This is a genomic window from Alkalihalobacillus deserti, from assembly GCF_020734105.1.
Lineage (GTDB): Bacteria > Bacillota > Bacilli > Bacillales > Bacillaceae_D > Halalkalibacter > Halalkalibacter deserti.
The window spans coordinates 134,874-150,019 of sequence record NZ_JAJAFR010000004.1 but is presented as its reverse complement, the minus strand read 5'-3'; the positions used below and the strand labels follow the sequence as shown (position 1 = coordinate 150,019).

Genomic DNA, 15,146 nt, shown 5'->3' with positions numbered 1-15,146 from the left:
CATTAAATATAAAACTAGTACATTTATGATCAAGGTTTGTCTATGATTTTTAAATTCGGTCATATATGATCGGGTTTCGTGCAATTATTTAAAGTAGGTTCGATTCTTGTGGTTAACGCTATAATCATTGGTGGCAGCAACATTTGTTGTTTTCAAAAAGGGAAAAGCCGACCTTTTGAGTAAGAACGAAGCCGGCAATGGCTCCGTTCGCTTAGTGCCCTCCTACAGAAGGGCACTCATAAAAGGCTCAAAAGATGCTGCGACTACTCTCATTGCTTAAATCATTTGTAAATAATTAATCTGTCTTCTGTCGCTCTTTATTAAATTCAATTGAAAATGTCGTTCCTTTTCCAATTTGACTTTTCACGGATAGGACAGCTGAGTGCGCCTCGACTAAATGCTTCACAATGGCTAAACCGAGCCCCGTACCACCTGAATTTCTGCTACGCGCTCTGTCTACTCTGTAGAAACGTTCAAAAATTCTAGGTAGCTCACTTTCACTTATCCCCACTCCCGTATCAATTACATCTAACTCGACTCGGTTATCTCTCCCTTTTACAAAAACCGTCACTTCTCCACCAATTGGCGTATACGTAATCGCATTATTAATTAAGTTTATTGCAATCTGTTTAAGACGAGCTGTATCCCCTTCTAAAGTCGTATCTCCTTCAATGACTAAATCAAGATTAATTTCTTTATGAGTAGCTTTTTCTTTTAATAAATCAAACACTTCTTCAATAATACTTTTGAAGTTAGTGGTATGCCAATTGAGCCTGAAATAAGAATGCTCTATTCTTGAAAGTTCAAGTAATTCTTCTATTAAATTTTGAAGCCGTTCACTTTCTTTCGAGATAATATTTAGGAATTTCTCCCTTAACGATTCCGAATTCATAGCCCCATCTAAAAGGGTTTCTGTAAATCCTTTTATCGAAGTTACAGGCGTCTTTAATTCATGAGAGACATTTGTAACAAAATCGGTTCTTACTTGCTCAAGTTTTTTTAAGTCAGTAATATCATGAAGGACAAGAACGATTCCTTTTATTTTACCTCTCCTGCTCATCACCGGTGCTCCATACACCTCAAAGTGGCGTACTTCAAGTTTTACAGGAAAATGAATTTGTTTTCTTTGGTTTTCCTCTGTCAAGAAAATGGTCTGAACAATGTGAATGACCTCTTTATGCTTAATCACGTCATGATAAAGTTGATTTAACCAAGAATCAGTATTCTCTTGAAAGATCAAACGACAGGTACCATTAATGAGAGTGATATCCCCTTTTTTATTAATAAGGATCAAGCCACTTCCCATGTTTTCTATTAACGTTTCCAACCGTTCCTGTTGAGCCTGGTGCCGTTTAGTAAGTCGCTCTAAATTGTAAGCTAGAATGTTAATTGACCGCGTCAATTGTCCAATCTCATCCCGCTTCCCTTCTTGTATTCTAACTTTAAAATTACCCTCCGCTAACTCATTGGCTACAACTGTAGCCTGTTCAATCGGCCTTATCATTTCATTGGCTACTCGGTAAATAATAGACACAATGATAATAAAAGCAATGAAGAAACATGTTGCTAATATTCCCCAGATCATTTGATTTATATCATCTAATGTTTGAGTCGAAAGCCCCAAACGTAAAAAACCTAAATGCGTTCCTGTAGAATCAGTAATAGCAACTGCATAATAGAGCAATTCGTCATTTACAGTATCACTATAACGGATTGCTGTTCCTTCATCTCCTCTCTCCACGGCAGCAATCTCCGGTCTAACTAAATGATTCTCCATTAGTGAAGGATCTTTCGCTGATTCACCAATAACAGTTCCATCCGGCAAAATAATGGTTACTCGTGCATCTAGCTTTTCTGCAAACTTCATCGCTAAACGTTGAGGTGTTTCCCCCTTCATGCTTTCTTCACTTATCATATACGCAGCTAAGTTAGCTTCTTTTTCAATCCGTTCAGTTAAGTTATTCACATAAAACGTTTGATACATCTGCCCAATAACAATGCCAAGTCCTGCCATAACAAGCAGTGTAATCAATAAAATGGCAAAAATGAGCTTAAATCGAAGTTTATACATTTAGAGAGGCTCCTCTAATTTATAACCGAGCCCTCGGATTGTCTTAATGTAAACCGGCTTTTTCGTATTTACTTCTATTTTTTCTCGAAGATGACTTATATGTACATCGACAATTCTTGTGTCGCCGACAAATTCATAGTTCCAAACAGCGTTTAAAAGTTGATCTCTTGTCAAAACACGGCCTTTATGATTGGCTAGATATAAAAGTAATTCAAATTCCTTCGGCGTTAATTCAAGTGACTGATTTTTAAAGAGTACTTCGTAGTTCTCAGGATATATGGCTACTTCGCCAAACTTAATAACATGATCTTGAAAACCACTTTTTCCAACCATCGCTTCTGTAATAGAGGGGTTGGCGCGTCTTAATATTGCGCGAACTCTTGCAACCACTTCCCTTGGGCTAAATGGTTTTGTCATGTAATCGTCAGCTCCAAGTTCTAAGCCTAATATTTTATCAAATTCATCGTCTTTAGCGGTGAGCATCAAAATAGGTGTCATAACTTTGTTTTGACGTAAAGACTTACACACATCTAAACCATTTAGTTCAGGTAACATGAGGTCAAGAATAAGCAAATCAAAGTTTTGATTGGTTGCGAGTTCAAGCGCTGTCGCACCCTCCATTGCAGTTATCACTTCATAACCAGACTGCTCCAAATTAAATTGAAGTAGAGTAACAATTGATTCTTCATCATCGACAATTAATAAGCGTTGTGACATATTCATCCTCCAAGCTCGAAACGAGCAAAATGTTACGGTTCATCCCTGCAGCGGATCAACATAAATAGCTTCTCTTTTTATAATTTTAGTATAGCACAATCAACACAGTAGATGACTCTATTTGTCGTTCAGCTCGTTAAGTACAAAAGTGACCACTTTTTTAAGCTGAACATAAAATATTGAATTACCTTAATTCTACGTCGCCAGGGACATACTTGCGTTAATCTAACCATTAATTCCGCCTTGACGACTCAGGAGTTGCACCCTATTACAGCCAGGCACACCAAAAAAGTACACCACTAATCAAGCGGTGTACTTAAACAAATATTATGCAACATGCTAGTCATACAGGAATACTTCCTGATTCAGCAATTATTTAGTTGGCAATGCAGACATAACATTACGAATAGATTCAACAGATTTACCAAGTGCTTCTTTTTCATCTTCTGTTAAATCAAGCTCAATGACTTTTTCAATTCCGTCTCCACCAAGGATTGTAGGAACACCAACATAAAGGTCATTATAACCATACTCGCCTTCAAGATAAGCAATTGTTGGAATAACACGCTTTTTATCTTTAATGATCGCTTCAACCATTTGAGTAAGTGATGCAGCTGGAGCATAGTAAGCACTTCCGTTACCTAGAAGACCAACAATCTCACCGCCACCCTTACGTGTACGCTCAACGATAGCGTCTAAGCGATCTTTGGGGATAAGTTTCTCAAGTGGAACACCACCAGCAGCTGAATAGCGAATAAGAGGTACCATGTCATCACCGTGTCCACCAAGAACAAAGCCTGTAATATCTTCAACAGATAGGTTTAGTTCTTGAGCAACAAATGTACGGAAACGTGCAGTATCAAGTACACCTGATTGACCAATTACACGATTTTTCGGGAACCCTGACTCTTTGTAAACAGTATAAGTCATTGCATCTGCTGGGTTAGTTAAAACAATAATGTAGCAGTTTGGAGAATATTTAACAACTTCTCTTGTAACAGCCTTCATGATTCCAGCATTTGTATTTACAAGATCATCGCGACTCATACCTGGTTTACGTGCAATTCCTGCAGTAATTACAACAACGTCAGAGTCCTTAGTATCTTCATAATTTGAAGAACCAATAATATTAACATCAATCCCAGCAACAGGTGTTGATTCTAGCATATCTAATGCTTTCCCTTTTGTTGGACCTTCCATTTGCGGAATATCAAGAAGAACAACATCGCCTAATTCTTTTTGAGCAACCATAAGAGCTGTAGTAGCTCCCGTGAAGCCACCACCAATAACTGAAATCTTTCTACGCTTAATTGCCATCACACACTCACTCCCCGCAAAATAATATTTTAAAGAAGTTGAATTTTATGTTCAAAAAGGTATAAAGCAACCTTTTTGAACAACTGACTTAGAGCGATACATAGTAGTTTGCGATGTAATACAAAAAGGTAAAAACCGACCTTCTTGTATTACATCTCTTTTAAAGGTTTTTAATTAATTCTTCTGCAAATCCAGAACATGATACTTCTGTAGCGCCGTCCATAAGACGTGCGAAATCATATGTTACCACTTTGCTTGCAATTGTTTTATCCATTGATGCCATGATTAAATCAGCTGCTTCAAACCAACCTAAGTGACGAAGCATTAACTCTCCAGAAAGAAGAACTGAAGATGGATTAACTTTGTCAAGACCTGCATATTTTGGTGCTGTACCATGTGTCGCTTCAAAAATTGCATGTCCTGTATCGTAGTTGATGTTTGCTCCTGGAGCAATACCAATTCCGCCTACTTGAGCAGCAAGTGCATCAGAAATATAATCACCGTTTAAGTTCATTGTTGCTACAACATCAAATTCTTTAGGACGAGTTAAAATTTGTTGTAAGAAGATATCAGCGATCGAATCTTTAACGATAATCTTCCCTTCAGCTTCAGCGTCTGCTTGCGCTTTGTTAGCTGCTTCTTTACCTTCTGTCTCAACTAACTTGTCATACTGAGCCCATGTGAAGACTTTATCTCCGAATTCACGCTCGGCCACTTCATAACCCCAGTTTTTGAATGCTCCTTCAGTGAATTTCATAATGTTCCCTTTGTGTACTAATGTCACACTCTTACGACCTTCGTCAATTGCATATTGAATAGCCGCACGAACCAGTCGGTCTGTTCCTTCCTGCGATACAGGCTTAATACCAATACCTGAAGTCTCAGGGAAACGAATTTTCGTAGCTCCCATTTCGTTTTGTAAGAAAGCAATTAGTTTCTTAACTTCATCAGAGCCCTCTTTAAACTCAATACCAGCATAGATATCTTCAGAATTTTCACGGAAAATAACCATGTCTGTATCTTCAGGACGTTTTATAGGTGATGGAACGCCATCAAAATAACGAACAGGACGAAGACATACATACAGATCAAGTTCTTGACGAAGAGCAACGTTTAAAGAACGAATCCCACCACCGATAGGCGTTGTTAAAGGTCCTTTGATTGCAATCATATATTCACGAATGGCTTCTAACGTTTCTTCCGGAAGCCATTCACCTGTTTGGTTGAAAGCTTTTTCTCCAGCAAGAATTTCTTTCCACTCTATTTTCTTTTCACCGTTGTATGCTTTTTCAACAGCAGCATCTAGTACACGTGAAGCAGCTGCCCAGATATCTGCTCCAATACCATCACCTTCAATATAAGGAACGATTGGGTTGTTAGGTACATCGAGTACACCGTTGTTTACTTTAATTACGTCTGCCATGTTCTTTACCTCCTAAAATAATTGAAAAAATATAAGACTACTTAGTCTAATGTAGACAAAACTTAACACGGTTGTCAATAATCTATGTAAGGGAGATCATTCCCCCCAGGCATATATTAGCGTTGTTCAATTGGAATATAAACTTGTTTACCAGGTCCCACATATTCTGCACGCGGACGGATAAGACGGTTGTTACTGTATTGCTCAAGAATATGCGCTAACCAACCAGACGCACGACTCACGGCAAAAATCGGTGTAAATAGATCATGCTTAATCCCAAGGCTATGGTATACACTTGCTGAATAAAAATCCACATTTGGAAGTAGGCCTTTTTCTCCTGTAACCATCTCGTTGATTTTTTTAGACATTTCATACCACTTTGTTTCACCAGTGATTTCAGTAAGTCGTTTCGACATTTCTTTTAAATGTTTCGCACGTGGGTCTCCGTCCTTGTATACACGGTGTCCAAAGCCCATGATCTTTTCTTTATTGTCCAATGCTTTGCGAATGTAAGGTTCTACGTTTTCAACTTCTCCAATCTCCATAAGCATTTTCATAACAGCTTCGTTTGCACCGCCATGTAATGGACCTTTTAGAGCGCCAATCGCAGCCGTAATTCCTGAGTAAACATCTGATAAGGTTGCCACACAGACACGAGCTGTAAACGTAGAAGCATTCAACTCATGGTCAGCATGCAATACAAGTGCTTTATTAAAGGCATTTACAGCAATTTCATCTGGTTCTTTACCCGTTAGCATGTATAAGAAGTTTGCGGCAAAGCCCAAATCATTACGTGGAGCAACCGGTTCTAAACCATCACGCACACGTGAAAACGCTGTCACGACCGTTGGTATTTGTGCTTGAATCTTGATCGCTTTAAGTCGGTTTGCTTCCTCTTCCATTACATCTGCTTGTTCATCAAATAATGCCAAACTTGAAATCGCTGACCGAAGTGCTGCCATTGGATGAACTTTCTCGATCGGATAAGCTTTCATTTGGTCAATAATTTCTTTAGGAACTTCTGCATGATCTGCAAGCTCTTGAGTAAATTGACTTAACTCCGTTGAATTTGGTAATCGTCCATTCCATAAGAGATAAATAACCTCTTCAAAACTCGCATTATCCGCTAAATCATCAATATCATATCCTTGGTATGTAAGGACACTTTCAATAATTGAACTAACGCTTGACGTCGTTGCTACAATACCTTCTAGACCACGAGTTGTACTCACGTTAACCTCTCCTTTTCTTAAAAACTTAGTTTCCCTAAATAGTAAATGCTTACACTTCCTTATTAGGAATGTAGCGGTTTCTATGTAGAGGAATGTTCACAAGTTCTATTATACCGATTTATTAAGCTTTTGTGAACGTTTTCTCTAAAAGTTGTTTCTAAATTTTACCCTTTTTATTTTCCCTATTGCTAACAAACCCATTCTCAACAATGATTTCAACTACCTAAATCCGAAAAAAAAGTTACTATTTTCATGGCGAAATAAGCAATTCCTGCTCCTATTAGCGGACCCACTGCCACACCTTTAAAAACAGCGACAGATAAGATCGTACCAAAGACTAAAGCTGTTGTAATATGTGGATCATTTTTCAATAAATCAATTCCACTTGCAGCAATTAATGCCACTAAAACCCCTGCTCCAAGTGCAACCCATGCATATGATGACCTAACTGCTTCACCTAACTGTTTAAAGCCGATCTCTCCTGTTACGATTGGAGTTAAAACCGCAATAGTAATAACCGTTACACCAATATTAATTCCTTTGTGTTGAAAAAGCGGAAACAATTTATCACCAAGCCCAACCCATCTAACAACAAGTAAAAAGGCAACCGCTACAATTAAAGATTGATTTTTTGCTAAAATAGCGATACCTAATAAAATCAGCATAAAAATGGACGCTTGTGACACAGTTCCCCCTCCTTCCATCAAGAATGTGTAACGAAAAGAAGTAATGGAGTTAACCGCACCATCTATAATATACATCATTCTTTATCTTCTATTCATAATGATGAAATTCCCATTTTTTATCATGTTGTTAAAAATTTTTAAAAGTAACGCTTTAGCAATTGTCCGTGTTTTGGGGATTAACAAAAAAAAGCCAATCGTGTCGGTGATAAAACCCGGGGTTAACAAAACCACCCCACCAACGAGTATACAGATACCATCAAGAAGAACTCCACTAGGTAACTGACCTTGTTGTGTTTGAAGCTGAGCTAACCGTAACGTTTGTAATCCTTCTTTTTTTGCAAGCCATGCCCCTAATACTCCAGTAGCAATAATAATAAAAATGGTCTGCCAAACCCCGATTAGATTTCCTGCTAATATAAGAACGGCAATTTCTAATGCAGGTACAACAATAATAAGCAATAATAGTAATCGAAACATCACATGCTCCTTTTTTAAAGTGATCATAATAACATATATTAGTATGAGGCAAAAAAGCAATAAAGGACTTGTTTATAAACTTACTTGGGCAGGATTTACTTCATTCATGCTCTGACCCAAGAAACTCGAACCATCTTTTGTATAAAAATAGGAGAAGGGATTCCCTTCTCCATAATATTATTTATTATAGTACACTGGCGTGGCCTCTGTAAATATCCCCTCGTGCACTATCAACTGTAATCTCTTCTCCATCTTTAAACAAGTCAAGCGCTCCTCGGACCCCAACGATAACAGGTGTACTTAAGTTAATACCGACAACTGCTGCATGAGAAGTTAAACCACCTTCTTCAGTGATGACAGCTGCTGCTTTTTCAAAAGCGGGTATCATATCTTTATCTGTGCTATACGTTACAAGAATAGAGCCCACCGTAGTCTTTTCAAGAGCTTCAGCTGCATCTCTAGCCACAACCACTCGCCCTGCTGCAGAACGTCGACCAATTCCTTGTCCTTTCGCGACAACTTCACCAATCACATGTACCTTCATAATATTGGTTGTCCCTGGTTCTCCTACTGGAACTCCAGCGGTAATAACAACTAAATCGCCTTGCTTAATTGAGTTCGATTCTAAAGCTGTATTAATAGTTGATTCAAACATTTCATCTGTAGAAGTAGCTTCTCTTCCCTGTATAGGAGTTACTCCCCAAACAAGATTCAATTTCCTGATCACCTTTTCATTACTTGTCACTGCAATTATTGGTGATTTAGGACGATATTTAGAAACAACTCGCGCCGTATGACCACTCTCCGTTGCTGATAAAATAACTGCTGCATTTAAGTTAGAGGCAGTATGAGCAACCGATTGTCCAATTGCGCTTGTAATGGTACTTGTTTCTTCTTTCGTTTTCTTACGAAGCATTGCACTATAATTAAGGGCTTGTTCTGTACGAGTAGCAATATTATGCATCGTTTGAACAGATTCAATCGGATAGTCCCCTGCCGCTGTTTCACCTGAAAGCATGATCGCATCTGTTCCATCAAAAATAGCATTGGCTACATCACTTGCTTCCGCTCTCGTTGGTCTAGGATTACGTTGCATCGAATCAAGCATCTGCGTTGCTGTAATAACTGGTTTAGCAGCAAAGTTACATTTTTTAATAAGCTGCTTTTGCACTAGAGGTACTTCCTCAGCTGGAATTTCAACACCTAAATCCCCACGTGCAACCATTAAACCATCTGAGACGTCTAAGATTTCATCGATGTTATCAACACCTTCTTGATTCTCAATCTTAGGAATGATATGAATCTCACTACCGTTATTATTATCAAGAAGTTCACGAATTTCAAGGACATCTGTCGCTCTTCTTACGAATGACGCCGCAATGAAGTCGACACCTTGCTCGATACCAAATTTAATATCTGCAACATCCTTATCCGTTAGTGCAGGTAAGTTCACACTAACATTTGGTACATTTACCCCTTTTTTATTCTTCAATGTACCACTGTTTAAAACTTTGGTTACTAATTCTCCTTCAAGGACCTCCGTTACTTCAAGGCCAATTAGCCCATCATCAAGAAGTATGCTTGAACCTGCTGATACATCATCAATAAGACCAGGATAGCTAACTGAGATTTTCTTATTGTTTCCTACCACTTCCGTCATTGAGATAATAAGTTCATCCCCAGCTTTTAATTCAGCAACTCCGCCTTCTAACGTTTGTGTGCGAATTTCTGGTCCTTTCGTATCGAGAAGAATTGCAACTATTTTTCCAGTTTTTTCCGCTGCTTCACGAATGTTTTTTATTCGAGCCCCATGTTCCTCAAAATCGCCGTGAGAAAAATTTAATCTTGCTACATTCATTCCAGCTTCTAATAACGCCTCTAACTTTTCCACTGATTCACTTGCTGGACCAATCGTACATACTATTTTCGTTTTACGCATATATTTACCTCCTGATATATTTAATAGAAAGGATAATGGCTTCGAGATTTTACTAAAAGGTAAAGTTCGAACTTTTAGTAAAATCTCTTAAATCGATAGTTGTTGAGATAGCTTATACATCTCTAGATCAATTGTATGCTTTCTTGTTAGGGCTTCGTTAATATCATGATAGACAAGTTCATTTTTTTCAATTCCTACTGTTACTCCTGCTTTACCTTCTAAGAGAAGGTCTACTGCTTTTGCTCCAAGACGACTCGCGAGGACACGGTCAAAACCAGTGGGTGACCCTCCACGTTGAATATGACCAAGTACGGTAACACGTGTCTCAATATTCATTGCCTCTTGAATACGATTTCCGAAATCAAAACCGCTACCAGCACCTTCTGCTACAATAATGATACTGTGCTTTTTTCCACGTTCTTGTCCACGCTTGAGGCGCCCGATGATTTCTTGCATATCATAATCCGCTTCAGGAACGACAATAGTTTCCGCTCCATCAGCTAATCCAGACCAAAGAGCAAGGTCTCCAGCATGACGTCCCATTACTTCAATTACATATGTACGTTCGTGTGAGGTTGCCGTATCACGAATTTTATCGATCGCATCAATCACCGTATTTAAAGCCGTATCAAAACCAATCGTAAAGTCTGTTCCTGGAATATCATTATCAATTGTTCCAGGTACTCCGATAGTAGGAAAACCATGTTCAGTTAGCTTTTGTGCACCTCTATACGAACCGTCTCCACCGATGACGACAAGTCCTTCAATGCCAAATTTCTTCAATTGCTCAATTCCTTTTTGTTGACCTTCTAGTGTCTTGAATTCTTCACAACGAGCAGTGTACAGCATCGTTCCTCCCCGATGAATAATATCACCTACTGAACCTAGCTCCATCTTTTGGATATCTCCATTAATTAAACCTTGGTACCCATATGAGATTCCATACACTTCTAGTTCATGAAAAATCGCTTTACGAACAACAGCCCGAATAGCTGCATTCATCCCTGGCGAATCTCCGCCACTTGTTAACACACCAATCCTTTTCATTTAAATTCCTCCTCAAACTTTATATATATTGTAAATAAATAGCAATCAGTTGTTATTGGCTCTGATAGAGGTCAGTTTTTGTATTTTAAAAGCCTCGTTTTTATAGCATGTGTATTTCCCAATTATTCATGATGATCTTTAACAGACTTTCCTATCCATTTTTAAAAATACCACTTTACTGAGATGAATACAATCCAGTAAATACCAATGTAAAAAATGCTCCCAAGAAATCTGGAAGCATTTAGCCTTTATTAGCAGGCATGACATCGTTTACATACGTAAATTGTCCAATATTTTTGTATTTTTGGTAGCGTTGTTCGATTAATTCATCCTCCGTTAATTCAGAAAGAGAAACAATCGATTGCTGAAGCACTAGATCGATTGATTGAGATTGTTGAATCACATCGCGATGTGCTCCACCCTTTACCTCGTGGATGATTTCATCAATAATACCTAATTCTTTCAAATCTGGAGCTGTAATTTTCATCGATTCTGCCGCTTTTTGAGCAAGTGATGCATCTTTCCAAAGCAGGGCAGCTGCACCCTCAGGGGAAATAACAGAGTACGTTGAGTTCTCTAACATATGAATATGATTCCCAACCCCTAATGCTAGCGCTCCTCCACTTCCCCCTTCTCCAATAACGATACAGATGACTGGGACGGAAAGACCAGCCATTTCAAGCAAATTCTTCGCAATCGCTTCACTTTGACCACGTTCTTCTGCCGCTTTTCCAGGATAAGCCCCTTTTGTGTCAATGAAACATATAATCGGACGATCAAATTTCTCTGCTTGTTTCATTAATCGAAGAGCCTTTCGGTACCCTTCAGGATGTGGCATCCCGAAGTTCCTCCGGATATTTTCCTTTGTATCTTTTCCACGTTGATGACCAATAACCGTTACTGATCTACCTTTATACTTGGCAATCCCACCAACAATAGCTTCGTCATCTCCATAAAATCGATCCCCGTGCATTTCTAAAAAATCAGTAAATAAGTGTTCAATATAATCAAGGGTTGTAGGGCGTTCATTATGTCTTGCTATTTGAACACGTTCCCATGGTTGAAGATTTCCATATATATCTTTCTCTAGTTGCTGTAAGCGATTCTCAAGTTTCTTTATTTCATCTGTTAAATCAATCTCTTTTTCTTCCGTAAACGTGCGAAGTTCAGAAATTTTATTTTTAAGTTCTAGAATCGGTTTTTCAAATCCTAATTCACTTGCCATTTCTCTACACCTCCTTTATGAAGCATGAATGTCTAAAATTTTTGTCAATGTTTCCTTCATCTCTAAGCGTGGAAGAACCCGGTCAAGCTGTCCATGTTTTAAAAGGAATTCAGCCGTTTGAAAATCCTCAGGTAAATCTTGGCGGATGGTTTGTTCAATAATTCGTCGTCCAGCAAAACCAATTAATGCTTTCGGCTCAGCAAAATTATAATCTCCCAAAGATGCAAAACTAGCCGATACCCCGCCAGTGGTTGGATGCGTCATAATCGAAATGAACAAGCCACCTTGGCGATTTAATTTTTGCAAGGCTGCACTCGTTTTAGCCATCTGCATTAAACTTAAGACACCTTCTTGCATTCTGGCTCCACCAGATGCTGAGAATAGGATAAATGGTACATTCATTTCAATCGCATGTTCCACTGCTCTTGTAATTTTTTCACCAACAACCGATCCCATACTCCCCATACGGAAACGAGAATCCATGACAGCCATAACAACTCCAAATCCATTGATCGTCCCTTTTCCCGTTACAATTGCTTCGTTTAAATTCGTCTTTTTACGATCTGCCTCTAATTTTTCTTCATATGTTGGAAAGTTAAGCGGATTTTGGCTAATCATATCTCTATCAAATTCAATAAATGAACCCACATCAAGCAAACTATCCATTCTTTCTGGTGCTGTCATTCGAAAATGGTGTCCACATGAATCACAAACATTTAAATTCTTTTGAAGCTCTTTCGTGTACATAATCGTCCGACATGATGGACATTTCGTCATCAAACCTGCTGGGACCTCTTGCTTTGCCCGTTCTGAAGGAATGGTTGCATATCTTTTTTTCTTCTTTAAAAAATCCTTAAGCATTTTTCCCACCTCATTCGCTTAAGCTTCAATAATTCATCTTATGGCGATTGTTTTTAGAATAGTACAAGCTAAAAGCGACTATTTTCTAAATTCCGTTTCATAGCTACAGTTGCTAGGTTATGATCGCGATTTTTTAGAGCTTGATAGATCTCTTCATGTTCTTTTAAAGTGGCTGAAATTCGCCCCTTCCTTCGAAGAGAACGTTCAATTGCTACTTTATTATATTCAACAAGAGAAAACCACCAATTAAGTAGCAATCGGATATCACAAGCTTTTACAATCGTGCTATGATTTAAATAACCCTCTTCAACTGGCAAATCACCATGTGACCATTCTTTTTTTTGCACGAATCAAAAGTTGATCAAGTTTAACAATTGATTCATCCGTGATTCGATCACAGGCTAATTTTAACGCTTCAAGCTCTACTATTCGTCTTGTTATGATAACAGAGTTTCCACTAGTCGATAACTACCAAAAGGCTTCATATACGTACCTTCTCCACGACGAGTTTCGATTAAATCAAGTAACTCTAATTGCACGTAAAGCTTCTCGGACAGAAGAGCGACCAACATCAAGACGGTCGCTCAATTCTCTCTCTGAAGGTAGTTTATCGCCACTTCCGAGCTAGTCCTCATTAATAATGTTGTTAATTTGTTTAATGACTTCTATATAAACTTTGGGTTATTCTTTAGGACATTTGTCATCCTCACTTAAGTTATAAGTTCGAGGTTATTCAAAAAAACCCACTTTTTTGCTCTTTGCACTGGATTGGCACACTACGTCTCTGCCCATTGCTTAGAGCTTATACTTCATCCCCAATAATGGCAAGTCTGCGCGTTTTCTCCGCAATAGCTTCTGGGTCAACTTTCATACGTGCTACACCTGTTTCCATAGCTGTTTTAGCTACGGCAGCCGCTACAGCTGGAGCAACTCTTGGATCAAATGGGCCTGGTATGACATAGTCAGGAGTTAGTTCGGCTTCTGTAACTAGGTCGGCAATCGCATAAACGGCAGCCACTTTCATTTCCTCATTAATATGAGTCGCTCTTACATCAAGTGCTCCTCTGAAAATACCTGGGAATGCAAGAACATTGTTTACCTGATTAGGGAAATCTGAGCGTCCTGTTCCAATCACTTTTGCACCTGCTGCCTTCGCTTCTTCTGGCATGATTTCTGGCGTTGGATTAGCCATTGCGAAAATAGTTGGATCTGGATTCATACTCTCGATCATTTCTTTTGTTAAAGCCCCGGCAACCGATACTCCGATAAATACATCTGTACCTTTTATGACATCAGCTAAACTACCTTCTAAATTGTCGCGGTTGGTAAATTTAGCAACCTCTGCTTTCATGCTGTTCATACCGTAAGTACGCCCTTCAAAAATAGCACCCTTTGAATCACACATAATGATGTCCCTGACACCCATTCTTTGCATGAGTTTAATAATGGCAATCCCTGCTGAACCAGCTCCATTTGCCACTACTTTAATCTCTGACAATTTCTTCCCAGTAACTTTCAATGCATTAATTAAACCTGCTAACGTAACGATAGCTGTTCCGTGTTGATCATCATGAAAAACCGGAATATTCGTCTCTTTTTTCAAACGTTCTTCAATTTCAAAGCAATCTGGTGCTGCAATATCTTCTAAATTCACACCACCAAAAGTAGGTTCAAGTAATTTCACTGTCTCAATGATCTTTTCTACATCTGTTGTACGTAAGCAAATTGGAAAAGCATCGACGCCAGCAAAAGATTTAAAAAGAACTGCTTTTCCTTCCATAACAGGTAAAGAAGCTTCTGGTCCGATATTGCCTAGCCCTAATACAGCTGTACCATTGCTGACAACTGCAACCATGTTTCCTTTCATGGTATATTCGTAGACCTTCTCAACATCTTCAAAAATCTCCTTACAAGGCTCTGCTACACCCGGAGAATAAGCTAAACTTAAATCCTTCGCATTGCGTACAGCTACCTTCGCTCTAGATTCAAGTTTCCCCTGATTAATTCGATGCATATGCAAAGCTTCTTCTCTAGTTGTTGCCACAACGACACTCTCCTTCAAAATGAATTTAAAGTTACTCTATTTAACTTAGATAAGTTTACTGGCCTGACCACTAAAACATCCTTAATTATATAGAATATTCCTTGTTT

At 38.6% G+C, this 15,146-nt stretch carries 13 protein-coding genes and 1 pseudogene; all 14 read right to left on the bottom strand.

Annotated features, from left to right (window positions below; all coding sequences use genetic code 11):
- Positions 1-295: 295 nt before the first annotated feature.
- The 14 genes and pseudogenes from pnpS to ystJ all read right to left on the bottom strand — a co-directional run bounded on the left by pnpS (position 296) and on the right by ystJ (position 15,009).
- Positions 296-2,071 carry a two-component system histidine kinase PnpS gene (pnpS, locus tag LDX58_RS09640; RefSeq protein WP_227936625.1) on the bottom strand — a complete coding sequence of 592 codons (1,776 nt, stop codon included), beginning with the start codon at positions 2,069-2,071 and terminating at the stop codon, positions 296-298.
- A complete protein-coding gene (locus LDX58_RS09635; RefSeq protein WP_227936624.1) occupies positions 2,072-2,788 on the bottom strand; it encodes a response regulator transcription factor in 717 nt (238 codons plus the stop codon).
- A gap of 372 nt (positions 2,789-3,160) precedes the next feature.
- On the bottom strand, positions 3,161-4,105 hold the full coding sequence (mdh, locus tag LDX58_RS09630) for a malate dehydrogenase (protein ID WP_227936623.1): 945 nt from the start codon (positions 4,103-4,105) through the stop codon (positions 3,161-3,163).
- Between the two features lie 160 nt (positions 4,106-4,265).
- Positions 4,266-5,528: an NADP-dependent isocitrate dehydrogenase gene (icd, locus tag LDX58_RS09625; protein WP_227936622.1), complete on the bottom strand. Its 1,263-nt coding sequence runs from the start codon at positions 5,526-5,528 to the stop codon at positions 4,266-4,268.
- A gap of 116 nt (positions 5,529-5,644) precedes the next feature.
- Positions 5,645-6,760 (bottom strand): citrate synthase, encoded by a 1,116-nt coding sequence (gene citZ / locus LDX58_RS09620; RefSeq protein WP_227936621.1) that lies wholly within the window; start codon positions 6,758-6,760, stop codon positions 5,645-5,647.
- Between the two features lie 215 nt (positions 6,761-6,975).
- Positions 6,976-7,464: a DUF441 domain-containing protein gene (locus LDX58_RS09615; RefSeq protein ID WP_227936875.1), complete on the bottom strand. Its 489-nt coding sequence runs from the start codon at positions 7,462-7,464 to the stop codon at positions 6,976-6,978.
- Positions 7,465-7,527: 63 nt separating this feature from the next.
- Positions 7,528-7,923: an FxsA family protein gene (locus LDX58_RS09610; protein ID WP_227936620.1), complete on the bottom strand. Its 396-nt coding sequence runs from the start codon at positions 7,921-7,923 to the stop codon at positions 7,528-7,530.
- 184 nt (positions 7,924-8,107) lie between these two features.
- Entirely contained in the window at positions 8,108-9,862 is a 1,755-nt protein-coding gene (gene pyk / locus LDX58_RS09605; protein WP_227936619.1) for a pyruvate kinase, read from the bottom strand.
- A gap of 87 nt (positions 9,863-9,949) precedes the next feature.
- Complete coding sequence (pfkA, locus tag LDX58_RS09600) at positions 9,950-10,909, bottom strand: 6-phosphofructokinase (protein WP_227936618.1); 960 nt, start codon at positions 10,907-10,909, stop codon at positions 9,950-9,952.
- 241 nt (positions 10,910-11,150) lie between these two features.
- The gene (accA, locus tag LDX58_RS09595; RefSeq protein WP_227936617.1) at positions 11,151-12,134 is read right to left on the bottom strand and encodes an acetyl-CoA carboxylase carboxyl transferase subunit alpha; all 984 of its coding nucleotides are present in this window, start codon (positions 12,132-12,134) and stop codon (positions 11,151-11,153) included.
- Between the two features lie 15 nt (positions 12,135-12,149).
- Positions 12,150-12,995 carry an acetyl-CoA carboxylase, carboxyltransferase subunit beta gene (gene accD, locus LDX58_RS09590; RefSeq protein WP_227936616.1) on the bottom strand — a complete coding sequence of 282 codons (846 nt, stop codon included), beginning with the start codon at positions 12,993-12,995 and terminating at the stop codon, positions 12,150-12,152.
- Positions 12,996-13,063: 68 nt separating this feature from the next.
- Positions 13,064-13,342 (bottom strand): FCD domain-containing protein, encoded by a 279-nt coding sequence (locus tag LDX58_RS26975; protein WP_227936615.1) that lies wholly within the window; start codon positions 13,340-13,342, stop codon positions 13,064-13,066.
- 99 nt (positions 13,343-13,441) lie between these two features.
- A pseudogene (locus tag LDX58_RS26970) lies at positions 13,442-13,664 on the bottom strand (FadR/GntR family transcriptional regulator); the annotation flags it as partial.
- A 133-nt stretch (positions 13,665-13,797) separates the two neighbouring features.
- A complete protein-coding gene (ystJ, locus tag LDX58_RS09575; protein WP_227936874.1) occupies positions 13,798-15,009 on the bottom strand; it encodes an NADP-dependent malic enzyme in 1,212 nt (403 codons plus the stop codon).
- Positions 15,010-15,146 lie beyond the last annotated feature (137 nt).

Bases quoted from the DNA above. Each gene is read 5' to 3' on its own strand.
- pnpS (WP_227936625.1), bottom strand. From the start codon at position 2,071: ATGTATAAACTTCGATTTAAGCTCATTTTTGCCATTTTATTGATTACA.
- LDX58_RS09635 (WP_227936624.1), bottom strand. From the start codon at position 2,788: ATGTCACAACGCTTATTAATTGTCGATGATGAAGAATCAATTGTTACT.
- mdh (WP_227936623.1), bottom strand. From the start codon at position 4,105: ATGGCAATTAAGCGTAGAAAGATTTCAGTTATTGGTGGTGGCTTCACG.
- icd (WP_227936622.1), bottom strand. From the start codon at position 5,528: ATGGCAGACGTAATTAAAGTAAACAACGGTGTACTCGATGTACCTAAC.
- LDX58_RS09615 (WP_227936875.1), bottom strand. From the start codon at position 7,464: ATGGAAGGAGGGGGAACTGTGTCACAAGCGTCCATTTTTATGCTGATT.
- LDX58_RS09610 (WP_227936620.1), bottom strand. From the start codon at position 7,923: ATGTTTCGATTACTATTATTGCTTATTATTGTTGTACCTGCATTAGAA.
- pyk (WP_227936619.1), bottom strand. From the start codon at position 9,862: ATGCGTAAAACGAAAATAGTATGTACGATTGGTCCAGCAAGTGAATCA.
- pfkA (WP_227936618.1), bottom strand. From the start codon at position 10,909: ATGAAAAGGATTGGTGTGTTAACAAGTGGCGGAGATTCGCCAGGGATG.
- accA (WP_227936617.1), bottom strand. From the start codon at position 12,134: ATGGCAAGTGAATTAGGATTTGAAAAACCGATTCTAGAACTTAAAAAT.
- accD (WP_227936616.1), bottom strand. From the start codon at position 12,995: ATGCTTAAGGATTTTTTAAAGAAGAAAAAAAGATATGCAACCATTCCT.
- ystJ (WP_227936874.1), bottom strand. From the start codon at position 15,009: ATGCATCGAATTAATCAGGGGAAACTTGAATCTAGAGCGAAGGTAGCT.